We start from the raw sequence: 15,962 nt of genomic DNA, 5'->3' as shown, positions 1-15,962 counted from the left end.
ATCGCAGCTGTCAACGTCGTTTTGCCGTGGTCAACGTGACCAATCGTGCCGATGTTTACGTGCGGTTTGTTACGTTCAAACTTTGCCTTTGCCATCGCGGAATGCCTCAACCCTTTGGGGGGCCCTATTTGGGTCCCGTTCTACATCGAGGGCGAGATAGCCATGAAAGGTGGAAAAATCAAGTGTCACTTGGTGGATGCGACAACCTCAACCGGCTTCGCGGGCAAAGCGAACCACTCCGGATGGTCTGACAGCCAGCGCTCAATTCGCTTGGCGGCATTAAAGCTCAGCTTTTCCATCTGCTGTTCGGCTGTGCGGGTCAGACCAGAACCAATCATCGTTTCGCCGTCCAGCCCTTCGAACACGGTGAACTGCTCACCTTTATCGTTCAGCTTTTTGCCCGTTTCATCATCCCAAACAGTCGCGGTCACAACAACGACCGATTTCGGCGATATGACCAATGGAATGCCCGGAGGGGCAAGCGCATAGGCATCGACCGAAACCCCGAGATTATAGAATTTGTCACCATCATAACGGCCCAAACGGGTTTGAATGGCCGCGGTCAAGCTGTCATCCCAATCCTTCGGATCCGCCTCGCGTGAGATTGGTACCTTTTGCGGATTGTCCGCGACAACGATGTTATGACCCATTTTGAAGTTGCCGAGATTGACCGGAGCCTCGACCACATTTGGTCCGGCACATGCCGAGAGCAAACCAGCAACAAGCAGAAAAGCAGAGAGGCGCGCGGTTTTCATGAGGTGTCCTTTGGGCAAAACAACTTCTCTGACATAGCCTTTGCGAAACGCCTGCGCAACCATAGCGCCTTCCCCTCGCGCCAAAGCCTACTATATTCAACTTATGCTTTTTGATGGATCGGACCAGACAATGCCCCCCTCCACGGTTCCAGACACTGACATGCCGCAAAGGGTCCCCGCGCGGGTGCCGCTTCATAACACCCCGCTGGGTATTTTGGCCTCGGCACGGGCGGGGCAAAAGAATGTGTTGGAGCTAATCCCAGAGATCGCAACGCGCCAACCGATGTTGTCGGGGCGGACAGGGCGGCGCTGGCATATGGTGATGGATCCCACCGCGTTGAAACGGGTGCTGCGCGATAAGGTCGAGGATTACCCTAAATCGATTGTCACCAAGCTGATCCTTGAGAAGGCGATTGGAGACAGTCTGTTTGTGGCCGAAGGAGCCGAATGGTTGTGGCAACGTCGCACGGCGGCACCTGTGTTCAGCCACCGGAATGTGGCTGCCCTTGCCCCTGTCATGACAGCTGCGGCCGAGCGGTCGAGCGCGCGGGTTATAGCTGCTGCGGGGCCGTCTGGCGGGCGGGCGGTGGATATGCTTGCCGAAATGGTTGCCGCCACGTTTGAAGTGATTTCCGACGTTACCTTTTCGGGCGGAGAAGGGTTTGATCGCGGTGCCGTTCACCGCGCGATTGAGGGCTATATCGCGCATGCAGCCAAGGTTTCCGTGCTGGATTTGTTGGGCGTCCCCGGCTGGGTGCCACGGCCAGGGCGGATGATGGCAGGCGCCGCGATGCGGGACATGAAGCGGATTGCGGATGATGCGATTGAAAGCCGCCGCATGGATGGGCGCCGCGCGGTGCCGGATCTTTTGGACCTGCTGTTGGAAGGCGAAGACCCCAAGAGCGGGCGAAAGATGACCACATCGGAACTGCGAGACAATCTGCTGACCTTTATTGTGGCAGGGCATGAGACCACGGCGCTGACCCTGTCTTGGGCATTGTATTTGTGTGCCTTTGATCCCGCTGTTCAGGCCGAGGCCCATGCCGAGGCGCGCGCTGTTTTGGGGGATCGGGCCGCCACGCAGGCCGATATCGCGAACCTTCCGCTGATCCGCCGGATCGTGGATGAGACCTTGCGGCTCTACCCGCCTGCGGCCTTTTTGGCGCGGACGGCGCAGGTAGCGGATGAGCTGTGTGGTCGCGAAATCCGGCCCGGCGATACGGTCGTTTTGCCTATTTATGCGCTGCATCGCCATCACATGCTGTGGGAAAATCCGGACCAGTTTGACCCGTCCCGCTTTGCCGATCCAAAGGCGATTGACCGCTTTGCCTACCTGCCTTTCGGAGATGGGCCGCGGGTTTGTATCGGGGCCAATTTTGCGCTGCAAGAGGCGATTATTATTCTAGCCACCATGTTGGCGCGGCACCGTTTTTCGCTGATTGAAGGCAAGGCGCCCAAGCCTGTGATGATTTTGACCCTGCGGCCCGGAGGTGGGGTTTGGTTGAAGGTGGAGACTGTTTAAGCCGATATGTCCGCGCGCGAACATTTATGTAAGCACTTGTTATTAAACCGTTTTGATATTTTTGTTTACCAAATATTAACCCGTGTCCACGCGGACAGATGTAGTTTGGGATGATACGGAATGGTGGCGTGAAACCCCATCCTACGGGGTACACGACACGGGCAGGCCGCGTTACGCGCAAATCGCAGGACAGTTGTTGAGCGTCAGTTCCTCTTGACCTTTGCGCCGTGAAAGCGCCCAAAAGGGCGCATGACCACCCCCTGCGCAGGACAGCCTTTGCCGAAACGCCTAGCCCCGCGCAGCTGCTTTTTGACTGGCGTAAAGATACCACGCCAAGCCTGCAGCGATGACGCCAGCCATCACGAGGAACCCAGCCATCGAGGACTCGCCAAAAAGCGCGGTGTTCATGCGCCGACCCGGCAGAAACGTGAACAGACCTGCAATACCCAGTGCCCAAAAATAGAGGGATTGCATGTTCTTTTGATGGGCTTTGATCCGGCGCTGACGTGCGGCGTTCACCCCGTTCCAAAGGCTCCAAACGGTGAACACAGACAAAACATGGATCGGGCTGATCGGACCAGGGCCAATTTGCGCGGTGATGCCAAAGGATGTCAGCGCCGTCAGTCCCATAGCAATGACCCACACATAGCCAAAACCTTTGTGCCAAATATCCCTTGATCGGCGGAGCAAAACGAATGGCCCGATAACAACGGCCAGAACGGCTGCAAGGGCGTGCAGTTGAATAACGAACGGGGCGCTTAGAATGGGGGAAAGGGACATAGGGTTTCCTTCATCTTGGCAGGGATCGATTATGGTGCCACTGTTCGGAGGCCCAATTCGCAGCCGATTCAATGCGCCATTCGCAAAGGGATAGAATTTCAACGTGACTGACAGGCTCTTTCCATCCGCGCTTCGCGAATTGCAGACGACTTTTAGCAAGCGACCAGTCTTGATCGGTCTGGTTGCCCTTGGGGGTATTCTTGGCATCTCGGGTCCGTTCAACACGCTTGATACGTTGCCCGCGGTGCCGCGCATTTTGTATTGGGTTGTCGTTGTCGCCGTGACATTTGCGGCTGGTAGCGGTGTCAGTTCTGTTGTCCATAGCGCGCTGGGTCGCCGCCAACCGTGGCTCTGCCATACCGTCAGCATCGCGGCGATCGGGCTGACGGTTACCGCCGCGTTGAGCCTGCTAAATCTTGCGGCATTTGGCCTGTGGTTTGAGAACTGGACTGTGCTTTTATCCCGGCTGGGCATGGTGACGTTGATTTCGGCTGTGGTTGAGCTGAGCAGCCTTGCGCTGCGGGCCGAGTTGCCAGCCGAGTTGCGCGCCGAAGGACGGGGCACGCGGGCCGCGATACTGGACCGGTTGCCGTTTGATAAGCGCGGAGAGATCGTCGCCCTGAGTGCGGAAGATCATTATGTGCGCATTGTGACAACCAAGGGGGCCGCGTTGGTTCTTATGCGGTTGTCAGATGCCGTAAAAGAGGTTGGAGACACGGCCGGATTGCAGATTCACCGATCGCATTGGGTTGCCGTTCATCAGGTTAAAGATGTCAAACGCGCTGGGGATCGGGCAGAGGTTTTGAGTTCAGACGGAACGAACCGCCCGATAAGCCGCAGCTTTATACCCGCAGCCCAAAAGGCAGGGCTGTTGCCAGCCAAGTGACCCTAAAGCGTTTCGACTTAGACCTTACGGACATAACATTGTCTGAAATCAAAGATTCGGGCGCGTTATGTGATGTATGCTGGGTCACGTTAAAGTCGAAACGCTATGGTTGACGGGGTGGTGCGCTTTTTTCCACATTGCACCGATATTGCATCACGTTGCCAAACCGCAGGACAGCGCGATTGTCAGGCGTGTTCCCGTACCGCAACGGGATAGGCGCCACATTGGCAATTGCGCTTTAGCCTTTGCAAATGCCCTTTAGCGCCTGCCATTCCGCATCGGTCAGAATGGGGGTTGTGCCGGTTTGCGCGGCGGCAAAGTCACGGGCGCGGGCGGCGCGGGCACTGGTTGAAGGGTGGCTGGACAGGTATTCGGGCGGGACAAAGCCATCCTCTAACCCTGACAGCTTGTCAAAGAAATCGGCAAAGGCGGCCGAGTCTACCTTGGCCGCTTGCAGCATTGCCAAGCCAAACTCATCCGCCGCCGCCTCGGCCTTGCGGGTGTAGGAGGTTTGCAGCATTTGGTCGCCGATGATGCCGATCACCGACCCGCCAGTCACATCGCCCAGGACAATCGACACGATCCCTGCCGAGCCTGCGGCGCGCAGCATCAGGCGGGTCGGATCGCGGGCTTCGACATGGCCGATTTCATGGGCCAGCACCGCCGCCACTTCCTCGGCCGTATCCGACGTATCAAGCAGCCCGCGCAGGATGATGATTTGACCGCCAGGGGCGGCAAAGGCGTTGACCATTTCATGGTCCAGCACCGAAAAGCTGATCGCATATTTCAGCTCTTGCCCGTCCATCAGCCGTGAGGCCATGCGGTTCAGCGCGGCCTCGCCTGCTGGATTATTGCAGGCAAGGGTGCCGCTTTTGCCTGCGCCCAGCAGATATTTCATCTGCGACACCACGGCGCGGCCAAATTTGACTTCGGTTTCCAAGGGCATCCGGTCGGCCAAAAAATCGGACATGCGCGGCAAAATCACAAAGACGATGACGCCGATAGAGGCCACGGCGAGGGCAAGGCGTGTGATGATTTTGGTGGCCGTGCCACGGCGCACGTCGCGTTTGGCAAGCTGGGGAGCCGACAGGCGCACCCATGCCATCAGGTCAGGGTCGGTGATCACAAGGCGCGCGGGGTCACGCGGGGATTCGTCGTCGCTGTCGGATTGCAGGGTTAGGGTCAGCGCGTTCACGACCGCCTGATCGCCCAGTGCGCGCAGGCGGGTCAATGGCCAAAGCCACGGGGCCACGCCGGTTTGCAGGTCCAGTATCAGGCCGCTGCCATCACTGGTCACGGACACCAAAACAGGGTGGCGCTGCGCCGTTTGGCCATCGAAAAAGGTGGCCGCAATCGGCGCAGCGCCGATCATCAGATCGCCCCGCCAACATCCAGCGCATCGGCAAAGCCATCGGCATCGGCCCCGCTGTCAGCCGCGCGCTGACGGATGCCTGCAAGGGCCTCGGTGTTGTTGACATGCAGGTGGTTCACCAGATGCGCGATGACGGGTTGGGTGACCATCACTATGGCAAGCGCGCCCAAGGCCACGAGGATCAGCAGATAGCCGATGATCAGGGGGGCGATGGCAAGCGGGCTTGGCCCTGCCCCCATACCCATGCCGCTGAAGGACGCCGCAAAAAGGCCGCCGAGGATAGCAAAGGCGATACCCCCAGCAAGGCCAACCGCGATGCCACCCAGTATGACGATTTTCAAAATCTCGCCCGCGCTGGGGGTTGCGACAAAGGTGACTTGGCCGCCTAGGGTTTTGTGATTGGTAAGGTAGGCATAGGAATGCACACGGTAATAGGCAAAGCCTACAAAGAACCAGAAATACCCGATGACGCCGATGATAGCGCCAAGTATTGGCACCGCGATCGCCAAGACGCCGCCCAATACCATCATGCCAAGGCCGATGAACACATGTTTCATCGCGCCGTAAAGGCTCTGCCAGCGGCCGCCTTGTTCAAAGCGGGCATCGCCGTAATGGCTGCGGTCTGTCATGAATTTTTCAAGGTAAAAGCTTTGGCGCGGCAGCAAGATGCCCAAGGTCAGGAAGGTCAGGATATAGTGGCCCATTGCGCGCAAGGCATAGCCCCAAGCAGCGCTTTCCATCCCAAACCGAATGCCGCGCAGGCGGGTGCGGGCCAATTTGTAGCGGCGCGAGCGGTAGACGGCAAAGAGCATAAACGGCGCAACCGCAAAGAACGACAGGTAGACCGAGGCAAGGATCGCCAGTTCATTGTCAGGTTGGCCCATGATGCCAAGCCCTGCGAAGGTCAGGAGGAGTTGGATGCCACCCAGATAGACCGCCAGAAAGACAATGGCGACCAAGAAACCAAGCAGTTTTTCAAGCCCCGTGCCGGTGTATTCAAACGAGTCCCCATCAATGGACACAGAAGACCAGATGTATTTGCGCATCCGGGTTTTTGCCCAAAAACGGTAGATACCTGCCGTAAGGACGGTCAGCAATCCGGTGACAAAGGCCAGCTTGAAAATGGGGGTCGATTGACCGGAATAGCGGGTATTTCCGCTTGAATTCAATGACATGAATGGCTCCTGAGAAATCGTTAAAAGTGTTCTGCTTCCGGTTGTTAACGTGTTTCCAGCGCCCAATAAAGAGAAATTGCGTGGCGGCGCGACAAAGCCTGAGTCTGTGATGTGCATTTTGGATGGCATTCCTGATTTTTTTACTAAATTATTATTGACAGGGAAATGGTGAATTTGTATTGCTGACTAAAATACTAAGGATAAACGAGGATCCCTATGACCAATGCACCTGCCCGCCCCGCGGCCCCCCGTCTTGTGTCTGCCCGTCAATGGACCGGGCTTTTGCTGGCCACCACCGCGCTTGGTGCGGGCATGGCCGAGGCGCGGATGGGGCCGCCTGTTATGGTCGGGGACCAGACGGTTTGGGTGGCCGCGACCGAAGGTGGCGAGGGTGGTGAAGCGGGAGCTGTGGCAGGGGTTGATGCAGACACCGCCTATGTCGTGCGATTGGCAATTGTCGAAGGGCATTTGCTGGCGGCGGCAGCCCTGTATCGTGCGGGGATGGTCGATGATGCGATTGGGTTGTCCTATCACCCCGAGGCCGAGATGATGGACGAGGTGCGCGAGACGCTGGCCGCACATGGGCAGGCCGATTTCACGCCGCTCATGCAGGCGTTTTCCACTGCGATGGAGGGGGGTGCTGCCGATGTGATGCCCGAACTGGCAGCATTTCAGATCGCGGTTGCGGGTGCGATTGGGGCAGACGCGCCCGATGCGGCCAAGCGGTTTGCGGTTTCTGTCGCCGTTTTGCGGGCAGCGGCGGCGGAATATGCGGGCAGTATTGAAGGCGGCGTGGTGACGGATGTGCTGGCCTATCACGAGGCGCAGGCCTTTGTGGATGTGGCGCGGGGCATGGTTGTGGGCATCGTGGGGCAAGAGCGGTTGGTCACGCGGGCCGTGGCGGCGATGGACCCTGCGGCCGAGGCGTTTGCTATGGTGGACGGGGCGTTCGCCGCGCGTGACCCTGCGATTTTACTGGGGGTTGCGGCACGGGTAGAGCTTATCAGCTCTCAGGTGCGGTAAACGATGTTTTTGGCAATTGACGGGCTGCTGGACGCGGCCACGGTTGGGGCCTTACGGGATGAGGCGGCGGGGTTGGCGTTTGAGGACGGGGCCAACACGGCAGGGCGGTTCGCGCGTGAGGTGAAGGCCAATGACCAAGCCGCCCCATCGGACGCGCGCGATGCGGTTTTGGCGCTGGTGGCGAGGGCGTTGCAGGGGAATGCGCTGTTTGCATCAGCCGCGCGGCCACGGGCGATGACGCCGCTGATTTTGTCGCGGTATCGCAGCGGGCAAACCTATGGGCTGCATGTGGACGATGCGCTGATGGGGGACTTGCGGACGGATATTTCGTTCACGCTGTTCCTGTCAGACCCTAAAACCTATGACGGCGGCGCGCTGATACTCGAGGATAGTCTGGAGGCGCGGGCGGTGAAACCGGCGGCGGGAACGGTGTTTTTATATCCGTCCACGACTTTGCATCGCGTTGAACCGGTGACGCGGGGCGAACGGCTGGCGGTTGTAGGCTGGGTGCAAAGCCGGATCAGGCAGGCGGACCAGCGCGAGATCTTGTTTGATCTGGACCGGTCGATTGCGGAATTGCATGCAAGTGCGGGCAAGTCGGCGCTGTTTGATTGCCTTTGCAAAACGCGTTCGAATTTGCTGCGGATGTGGGCGGAAGTGTAAACCGCGACGCCAAAATGGAAAACGGCCCCGAGTTGGGGCCGTTTTTTTGTCCGCTAGTTGAACTTGTTGTCCCTTGGGAAGCCGCGCGGGGCCATTCGGCCAGCGGTTGCCCGTTTGGCCAGCCATTCGTCTAGCGCGGTTTCCACACGGGTACGGCCTGCGGGGTCTTTCCAGCTGAGGCCATCTGCCAGCGTAAAGGTGGTGGCATCGCACAAGCCGCCGTCTTTGTACTTTTGCAGGCGCACACCTTTGCCTTTGGCCATTTCCGGTAATTCATCCAGCGCAAACACCAACACTTTGCGGTTTTCACCGACCACGGCGATGTGGTCGCCAATGGCGGGTTTGCACACGGCGGTTTTGGCGGTGCCGCGCAAGGACAGCACTTGTTTGCCCGCGCGGGTTTGGGCGACCACCTCATCCGCCGGACAGATAAACCCGTCACCATCCGAGGAGGCGATCAGCAATTTGATGCCCGCGCGGTGGATCATCAGATCAACGATTTCCGCCTCGTTCGGCAGATCGACCATCAGGCGCACGGGTTCGCCCATGCCGCGCCCACCGGGGAGGTTGGCGCCGAGAAGGGTGTAAAACCGCCCGTTGCTGCCCACCAGAATGATCCGGTCGGTGGTTTCGGCGTGGAAAAAGAAGCGGCCTTCATCGCCGTCTTTGAACTTGGCCTCGGTATCCAGCGCGGCGTGCCCTTTCATCGCGCGGATCCAACCCATTTTGGAACAGATCACGGTGATCGGTTCGCGTTCGATCATCGCCTCATAGGGCACATCCTCGATCACGTCACCATCCGCGAAAGTGGTGCGGCGCTTGCCTTGCGCCCAAGATTTGCCAAAGGTTTTTTGCACATCGGCAAGGTCTGCGCTGATGCGTTTCCATTGCAGGCGCGGGTCGGCCAGCAGATCTTCAAGGTCGGCGCGTTCCTTCATCAAGGCGTCACGCTCGGCCACCAGTTCCATTTCCTCTAGCTTGCGCAAAGAGCGCAGGCGCATGTTGAGGATGGCTTCGGTTTGAACCTCGGTCAGCTCGCCTTCGGCCACAGGGGGCGAGACGTAGTCTTTTTCCGACATGGCGCGGGGGTGTTTGAGACCCCAGTTTTCGGACATCAGCGCGCGTTTGGGGTCGGCGTCATAGCGGATGATATCAATCACGCGGTCGAGGTTTAGGAAGGCCGTAATGAAGCCTTCCAGTACCTCAAGGCGGTGGTCGATTTTATCCATGCGGTGCTGCGAACGGCGTTGCAGCACGTTGCGGCGATGGTCGAGGAAGGCGCGCAGAACTTCCTTGAGGCTGCACACCTTGGGGGTGCGGCCATCGATCAGGGTGTTCATGTTCAGGCTGAAGCGGATTTCAAGATCCGAGTTTTTGAACAGCATGCCCATGAGCATATCGGGGTCAACGGTGCGGACCTTGGGTTCGATAATCAGGCGCACATCATCGGCGGATTCGTCACGGACATCACCAAAAATCGGGATTTTCTTGGTCTGGATCAGTTCGGCCAATTTCTCAATCAGGCGCGATTTTGGCACCTGATAGGGGATTTCGGTGATGACGATTTGCCATTGGCCCCGACCCAAATCCTCAACCGACCAGCGGGCGCGCAGGCGGAAAGAGCCGCGACCCGTGCGGTAGGCATCGATGATGTTGCCGCGGGGTTCGACGATTACGCCGCCTGTGGGGAAATCGGGGCCTGGGACCAGATCGACCAGCGCGTCATCGGCGATGGCGGGGTCTTTGATCATCGCAAGGCAGGCGTCGATCAATTCATGCAGGTTGTGCGGCGGGATGTTGGTGGCCATGCCCACGGCGATGCCAGAGGAGCCATTGGCCAGCAGATGCGGAAAAGCGGCGGGCATGACGACAGGCTCTTCGAGCGTGCCGTCATAGTTCGGGCGGTAATCGACTGCGTTTTCGGCCAGCCCTTCCATCAGCTTTTCGGCAATCGCTGTCAGCCGCGCCTCGGTATAACGACTTGCCGCAGGGTTATCGCCGTCGATATTGCCAAAGTTGCCTTGGCCATCAACCAAAGGATAGCGGACGTTGAAATCCTGCGCCAAGCGGGCCATCGCGTCATAAATCGCCATGTCACCGTGCGGGTGATAGTTGCCCATCACATCGCCCGAGATTTTGGCGGATTTACGGAAACCGCCCGTGGGGGACAGTTTCAATTCACGCATCGCAAAGAGGATTCGCCGATGAACAGGCTTCAATCCATCACGCGCATCGGGCAGCGCGCGGTGCATGATGGTGGACAGCGCATAGGTCAGATACCGATCACCGATGGCACGGCGCAGCGGTTCAGACACGGTTACGGACTGGGTGTTGGGATCATCGGGCGATTTTGTCATGCATGTTGTGTAATCGGGCATCGCCGCACGGTCCAGCCGAAAGACGCATTGGCGGACGGCAGAATTATTAAGGAAAATCTGTTTCGGGAACTTTTGGCATTTTTTCCCACACAAAAAAGTGACATAGTTGTGAAAGTAAGAGTTCGCAAATCACGCAGTCTGGGTGGGATCGCTATGTTCAAGTTAATGTCAGTTTTGGCAGCCGGTATGTTTTTAACCCTTTTGATTGGGGGCGAAGACAAGGGGCAAGTGCGCCAAGGCCTGATTGGCGTGAGCGCTGAACCTGCAAAGCGGCATGTAGTGAGCGCGGCTGTGGCGCCAAAACCCGCCCCGAAGCCCAAAGCAACCTTGGCCAATTTTACCCCTGTCACAGTGCAAGCGCCGCTGCCTGCAATGAAATCGGGCACGTCCGTGATTGCGGGGTCGTTTGTGATTGTGGGCCAAGCCAAGGTTGAAACCGTCGCGGCGGTTGTGAACGAGGCCGATGCAGATGCCTTGCCAGTGATGTATGTCAGCAGCAATTCGGTGAATGTGCGCGGCGGGCCATCGACCGATTACGAAGTGGTTGGCCGATTGGTTCGCGCCGAAGCCGTGACGGTAATGGAACCCGCGCAAGACGGCTGGGTGCGGATTGCCATTGAAGGCGACGGGCTGGAAGGGTTTATCGCGGCGCGGTTGCTGAGCGATACGGACCCTGCGGCAAACTAGGCCGCAATTGCGGTGCATGGTGTTTGACGGTAAAGCTGTGGCTTTGATTTCAAAGGTTGCAGCATGATCCCCAAGTCCATTTTGATAACAGGTTGTTCGTCGGGCATTGGCCTTGATGCGGCGCGGACCTTGCGCGCGCGGGGCTGGCGGGTGTTTGCCACCTGCCGCGCCGAAGCGGATTGCGAGCGGTTGCGGGCCGAAGGGCTGGAAAGTTTCCGGCTGGATTATGATGATGTGGCCAGCCTTGAGGCCGCCGTGGCCGAAGTTGCCAAACGCACGGGCGGCACATTGGATGCGCTGTTCAACAACGGAGCCTTTGCGATTCCCTGCGCGTTCGAGGATTTGCCACGTGACGCGTTTCGCGCGATTTTGGAAACCAACCTGATTGGCTATCACGACCTTACCTGCCGCGTGTTGCCGATGATGCGGGCGCAAGGGCATGGGAGGATTGTGAACAACTCATCCATTTTGGGGATGGTCGGATACCGTTGGCGCACCGCCTATGTGGCGACAAAATTCGCGTTGGAGGGGATCACCGATGTGCTGCGCCTTGAGCTGCGCGGCACAGGGATTCATCCGATTTTGATTGAACCGGGGCCAATTACGACCAAGTTTCGCGACAATTCTGCGCTGCAATTCAAACGCTGGGTGAAATGGGAAACCTCGCCCCGCCGCGATGAATACAAAGAGGTGCTGGCGCGGTTTGAAAATGCGACAGGGCCGGACAGGTTTGAACTGCCAGCATCGGCGGTGACACAAAAGCTGATCCATGCGTTGGAAAGCAAGCGGCCAAAGGCGCGGTATTATGTGACGATGCCGACCCATATCATGGGCATCGCGCGGCGCATTTTGCCGGTGCGGGCGCTGGATTGGGTGTTGGCGGGCGGCAAGCGCGCGTAAAAGACGTTTCGCCGCAACGAAATATCCTTCGCTTTTTGGTCGCACCCGCTTACATCCGCTACAAACAGAGAGGGACTGATCATGTTGAACGACCCGCTATTCATAATTGCTGCGATTGCCTGCCTTGGCGTGCTTGTCATTTTGATCCTTGGGATAGGCACCTTTGGCAAGGGCGGCGAAGGCAGCGCCAAACGGTCCAACAAGCTGATGCAATACAGAATTTATGCGCAGGCGCTTGCAGTGGCGTTGATCTTGTTATTTGTCTGGATGCGGAAAATGGGGGCCTGAGGCATGGTTGTTTTGAACAAAATTTATACCCGCACGGGGGATAAGGGCGAAACGGCGCTGGGGAACGGTGACCGCGTGGCCAAGCACAGCCTGCGGGTTTCGAGCTATGGCACGGTCGATGAAACCAACGCGACGATTGGCTTGGCGCGGCAACATAGTGTGGGCGACATGGATTTAGCGCTGGCGCGGGTGTCGAATGATTTGTTCGATCTGGGCGCCGATTTGTGCACGCCCGACCGCGCGGGCGATGCAGATGCGCCCTATCCGCGTTTGCGGATGGTGGATGCGCAAGTGGACCGGCTGGAGGCCGAGATTGACGCGATGAACGCGAAACTGACACCTTTGCGCAGCTTTATCCTGCCCGGCGGGTCGGCGCTGGCGGCGCAGTTGCATCTGTGCCGGACGGTGTGCCGACGGGCCGAACGGTTGACCGTGGAACTGTCGCAGGTCGAGGATGTGAACCCTGCGGCCGTGAAATACCTGAACCGGCTGTCGGATTGGTTTTTTGTGGCGGGGCGGATTGCCAATAATGACGGCAAGGATGATGTGCTTTGGGTGCCGGGGCTGACGCGCTAGGTTGGAAATCTAACGAATCCTAACGCTTGAAAACAGGGTTTGGGCAGGATTGTCGCCACGCAAACCTGCCCGCGTGGTGAAAACGCGGCGTCCGTTGTCGCTAACATGACGATTTTGGCCTGTTTATTCCCCGCGCAAGATTATATCAAAACCGAGTAAGTTTTGGGGCCACCTGCCCCATCCCAACCAAGGAGTCCGCGCCAATGAAGGTTCTTGTGCCTGTCAAACGTGTGATCGACTATAACGTGAAAGTCCGTGTGAAAGCGGATGGCAACGGTGTTGATCTTGCCAATGTCAAAATGTCGATGAACCCGTTTGACGAAATTGCCGTCGAACAGGCGATCCGCCTGAAAGAAGCGGGCACCGTTGACGAGATTATCGTGGTGTCTGTTGGCGTGAAGCAAGCGCAAGAAACGCTGCGCACCGCGCTGGCGATGGGCGCCGACCGCGCGATTTTGATCGTAGCGACCGATGATGTGCACAATGACATCGAGCCGCTGGCCGTGGCGAAACTGCTGAAAGCGGTTGTCGACGAGGAAGCACCGGGGCTGGTGCTGTGCGGCAAGCAGGCGATTGACAATGACATGAACGCGACGGGGCAAATGCTGTCGGCGCTGTTGGGTTGGTCGCAGGCGACATTTGCCAGCGAGTTGGCGATTGAAGGCGACAAGGCCGTCGTGACCCGCGAAGTTGACGGCGGTTTGCAGACCATCAAAGTGGCGATGCCAACGGTGGTGACAGTGGACCTGCGCTTGAACGAACCGCGCTATGCATCATTGCCTAACATCATGAAAGCAAAGAAAAAGCAGCTGGATGAAAAGACTGCTGCCGATTACGGCGTGGATGTGACCCCGCGTTTGACCATTGTGAAAACGGTTGAACCTGCGGGCCGCAAAGCGGGCATCAAGGTGGGATCGGTCGACGAACTGATTGCGAAACTCAAAGACGAAGCGGGGGTTATCTGATGGCTGTTCTTCTGTTGGGTGAAGTGATTGATGGCGCGCTGGCGACCGATCAATTGGCGAAAACACTGACGGCTGTGGCTTCGCTTGGCCCAGTCACAGTGCTGATCGCGGGCAAAGGTGGCGATGCAGCGGCGGCCGAGGCGGCGACATTGCAAGGCGTGACAAAGGTTTTGTTTGCCGATGACCACGTCTATTGCCATGCGATGTCAGAGCCGACTGCGGCGCTGATCCAGTCGCTTGCGGGCGATTACAGCCATATTGTCGCGCCATCAGGGGCGTTTTCCAAATCGGTTTTGCCACGGGTTGCGGCGCTTTTGGACGTGATGCTGATGTCGGAAGTGCTGGGCGTGGTCGATGCTGACACGTTCGAGCGCCCGATCTATGCAGGCAACGCGATTCAGACGGTGAAGTCGACCGACGCAACCAAGGTGATGACCATCCGCACCGCGACCTTTGATGCGGCAGGGACCGGTGGGTCGGCCAGCGTTGAAAAGATTGGCGCGGCGATGGACGGCGCGATGTCGGCTTGGGTTGAAGACAAGGTTGCGGCATCTGACCGCCCCGAGCTGACGAGTGCTGGGATTGTGGTTTCCGGTGGTCGCGGCGTTGGGTCCGAGGCTGATTTTGCGATGATCGAGAAACTGGCGGACAAACTGGGCGCCGCCGTTGGCGCATCCCGCGCAGCGGTGGACAGCGGCTATGCACCGAACGACTGGCAGGTTGGCCAGACCGGCAAAGTGGTGGCGCCCGATCTGTATGTGGCCATCGGGATTTCCGGTGCGATCCAGCATTTGGCGGGGATGAAAGATTCCAAAGTGATCGTCGCGATCAACAAGGATGAAGAGGCGCCGATTTTCCAAGTGGCCGATTATGGGCTGGTTGCCGACTTGTTTACGGCCGTGCCAGAGCTGATCGAAAAACTGTAAGATTTTGGATTGATTGCAAAAAGGGCACCCGCGTTTGGGTGCCCTTTTTTTATGCGTGCATTGCTTGCGGACCTAAAAGCTGGTCAATTGCGGCGGCAAGGGCTGCTGCAACCTCTTTATGCGCCAAGGGGCCGGGGACACCTTGGGCCGCGGGGCGTTCCATGGCCGAAAACGCCTTGGCTTCCATCGCTTCGGTCGACGCCTCATGGCTGGCGACCACCTCTAGATAGGCAGTCGCGTGAGCGCGGGCCTGTTCGATCATGGTGGCATTGACCAGCACCGAATTGGTGTAGGGATTAGCACCCGCACTGGATTGTGGCGGCGCGTTATCACCCATCCAAAGCAGCAAACGTGGCCCCCGCACCGCCCGCAGCAACTGGCCCATACGGTCAACCCATGTGGCCTGCAACGTCGTCGCCACCTCGACAAAGCGGTGCGGCGATGCCTGATGCAGGCTTTGTAACATGTGACGGGTAAAGTGAAACTCCGTGAAATCCACCTCTTTGTACAGGTTCTGAAGGCGCGTGCTGGCCCGCAAAAAACGATCATTGCGGCGCGGATGAACCGTATAAAACGGATTGCTGAGGTTCTGCGCGGCAAGCACCTGCACAACGGTCAGATCAGCCCCGCAGGCGATGTCCAACACCTCGGGCTCATTCAAAAACACATCGGGGCCAGCATTCATCCAGCCCAGATTTACAACGCTATACCCCGCACTTTCCAATACCGCAGGATACGGCACGGGAACGAATTTGCCGTAAGTTTCCGTCCCCCCAATTGCTGCAATATAGGGTTTCAGCAGGCTTTTCTTTGGCCCCCGAAACACCAGTTTGGACGTACCATAGTGGCACGGAAAATAATCGAGCGACCCCTCGCTCGGATAAGCATAGGCCATTTCACCCACCCAAATTGTTTTAACACCCAAGAACAGGATTGACGCAAAGGTCTTACCGAATCGCTAAATCCTGAATTTGGTACGAATACTTTGTATTTCAGGGGAATTTGGCACGCGGCCTTGCGCGCGGGCACGGGCAAGGCATATGGTTTGCCCAAGGTCAGATGCAGA

Annotated in this window: 17 protein-coding genes; 10 read left to right on the top strand and 7 right to left on the bottom strand. The window is 58.1% G+C overall.

Annotated elements, in window-relative coordinates; genetic code table 11:
• Nucleotides 1-95, bottom strand: a 95-nt coding sequence (locus G560_RS20490) for a GTP-binding protein (RefSeq protein WP_018590913.1), incomplete at its 3' end; no start/stop codon positions are given.
• A gap of 90 nt (nt 96-185) precedes the next feature.
• Nucleotides 186-755 (bottom strand): hypothetical protein, encoded by a 570-nt coding sequence (locus G560_RS0101650; protein ID WP_028913609.1) that lies wholly within the window; start codon nt 753-755, stop codon nt 186-188.
• A 160-nt stretch (nt 756-915) separates the two neighbouring features.
• Between G560_RS0101650 and G560_RS0101645 the strand changes: the two genes are divergently transcribed.
• Nucleotides 916-2,277 carry a cytochrome P450 gene (locus G560_RS0101645; RefSeq protein ID WP_028913608.1) on the top strand — a complete coding sequence of 454 codons (1,362 nt, stop codon included), beginning with the start codon at nt 916-918 and terminating at the stop codon, nt 2,275-2,277.
• A gap of 288 nt (nt 2,278-2,565) precedes the next feature.
• On the opposite strand, the gene G560_RS18235 is transcribed toward G560_RS0101645, so the two are convergent.
• Nucleotides 2,566-3,057, bottom strand: coding sequence for a DUF2306 domain-containing protein (locus G560_RS18235; RefSeq protein WP_022702572.1), 492 nt, complete (start codon nt 3,055-3,057; stop codon nt 2,566-2,568).
• Between the two features lie 169 nt (nt 3,058-3,226).
• Between G560_RS18235 and G560_RS0101635 the strand changes: the two genes are divergently transcribed.
• Complete coding sequence (locus tag G560_RS0101635; RefSeq protein ID WP_022702571.1) at nt 3,227-3,943, top strand: LytTR family DNA-binding domain-containing protein; 717 nt, start codon at nt 3,227-3,229, stop codon at nt 3,941-3,943.
• Between the two features lie 238 nt (nt 3,944-4,181).
• Here the strand turns inward: G560_RS0101635 and G560_RS0101630 are convergent, their stop codons facing one another.
• Both G560_RS0101630 and G560_RS0101625 read right to left on the bottom strand, forming a co-directional pair.
• Nucleotides 4,182-5,315 carry a M48 family metallopeptidase gene (locus G560_RS0101630; protein WP_022702570.1) on the bottom strand — a complete coding sequence of 378 codons (1,134 nt, stop codon included), beginning with the start codon at nt 5,313-5,315 and terminating at the stop codon, nt 4,182-4,184.
• A complete protein-coding gene (locus G560_RS0101625; RefSeq protein ID WP_022702569.1) occupies nt 5,315-6,490 on the bottom strand; it encodes a YjgN family protein in 1,176 nt (391 codons plus the stop codon). The genes G560_RS0101630 and G560_RS0101625 overlap by 1 nt, the downstream gene beginning before the upstream one ends.
• 216 nt (nt 6,491-6,706) lie before the next feature.
• Here G560_RS0101625 and G560_RS0101620 point away from each other — a divergent pair, with 216 nt between their 5' ends.
• Both G560_RS0101620 and G560_RS0101615 read left to right on the top strand, forming a co-directional pair.
• Nucleotides 6,707-7,513, top strand: a complete 807-nt coding sequence (locus G560_RS0101620; protein WP_022702568.1) for a hypothetical protein — start codon at nt 6,707-6,709, stop codon at nt 7,511-7,513.
• Between the two features lie 3 nt (nt 7,514-7,516).
• Nucleotides 7,517-8,176 carry a Fe2+-dependent dioxygenase gene (locus G560_RS0101615; protein ID WP_022702567.1) on the top strand — a complete coding sequence of 220 codons (660 nt, stop codon included), beginning with the start codon at nt 7,517-7,519 and terminating at the stop codon, nt 8,174-8,176.
• 53 nt (nt 8,177-8,229) lie between these two features.
• Here the strand turns inward: G560_RS0101615 and parC are convergent, their stop codons facing one another.
• Nucleotides 8,230-10,533 carry a DNA topoisomerase IV subunit A gene (parC, locus tag G560_RS0101610; protein WP_028913607.1) on the bottom strand — a complete coding sequence of 768 codons (2,304 nt, stop codon included), beginning with the start codon at nt 10,531-10,533 and terminating at the stop codon, nt 8,230-8,232.
• A 207-nt stretch (nt 10,534-10,740) separates the two neighbouring features.
• On the opposite strand from parC, the gene G560_RS20175 reads away from it, so the two are divergent.
• The 6 genes from G560_RS20175 (at nt 10,741) to G560_RS0101575 (ending at nt 14,896) form a co-directional block, all read left to right on the top strand.
• Nucleotides 10,741-11,241 (top strand): SH3 domain-containing protein, encoded by a 501-nt coding sequence (locus G560_RS20175; protein WP_162140845.1) that lies wholly within the window; start codon nt 10,741-10,743, stop codon nt 11,239-11,241.
• Nucleotides 11,242-11,304: 63 nt separating this feature from the next.
• The gene (locus G560_RS0101600) at nt 11,305-12,141 is read left to right on the top strand and encodes an SDR family NAD(P)-dependent oxidoreductase (RefSeq protein WP_022702564.1); all 837 of its coding nucleotides are present in this window, start codon (nt 11,305-11,307) and stop codon (nt 12,139-12,141) included.
• A gap of 81 nt (nt 12,142-12,222) precedes the next feature.
• Nucleotides 12,223-12,429 carry a twin transmembrane helix small protein gene (locus G560_RS0101595; RefSeq protein ID WP_022702563.1) on the top strand — a complete coding sequence of 69 codons (207 nt, stop codon included), beginning with the start codon at nt 12,223-12,225 and terminating at the stop codon, nt 12,427-12,429.
• Between the two features lie 3 nt (nt 12,430-12,432).
• Complete coding sequence (locus G560_RS0101590) at nt 12,433-13,005, top strand: cob(I)yrinic acid a,c-diamide adenosyltransferase (RefSeq protein ID WP_022702562.1); 573 nt, start codon at nt 12,433-12,435, stop codon at nt 13,003-13,005.
• A 203-nt stretch (nt 13,006-13,208) separates the two neighbouring features.
• Nucleotides 13,209-13,970 (top strand): electron transfer flavoprotein subunit beta/FixA family protein, encoded by a 762-nt coding sequence (locus G560_RS0101580; RefSeq protein WP_022702560.1) that lies wholly within the window; start codon nt 13,209-13,211, stop codon nt 13,968-13,970.
• A complete protein-coding gene (locus G560_RS0101575; protein WP_022702559.1) occupies nt 13,970-14,896 on the top strand; it encodes an electron transfer flavoprotein subunit alpha/FixB family protein in 927 nt (308 codons plus the stop codon). Before G560_RS0101580 ends, G560_RS0101575 begins: the two co-directional genes overlap by 1 nt.
• 49 nt (nt 14,897-14,945) lie before the next feature.
• On the opposite strand, the gene G560_RS0101570 is transcribed toward G560_RS0101575, so the two are convergent.
• The gene (locus tag G560_RS0101570) at nt 14,946-15,791 is read right to left on the bottom strand and encodes a DUF6473 family protein (RefSeq protein ID WP_022702558.1); all 846 of its coding nucleotides are present in this window, start codon (nt 15,789-15,791) and stop codon (nt 14,946-14,948) included.
• Between the last annotated feature and the right edge of the window lie 171 nt (nt 15,792-15,962).

The organism is Pseudorhodobacter ferrugineus DSM 5888 (assembly GCF_000420745.1).
Taxonomy (GTDB): domain Bacteria; phylum Pseudomonadota; class Alphaproteobacteria; order Rhodobacterales; family Rhodobacteraceae; genus Pseudorhodobacter; species Pseudorhodobacter ferrugineus.
The sequence above is the reverse complement of the archived record's forward strand: the minus strand, read 5'-3'. Positions and strand labels throughout refer to the sequence as shown.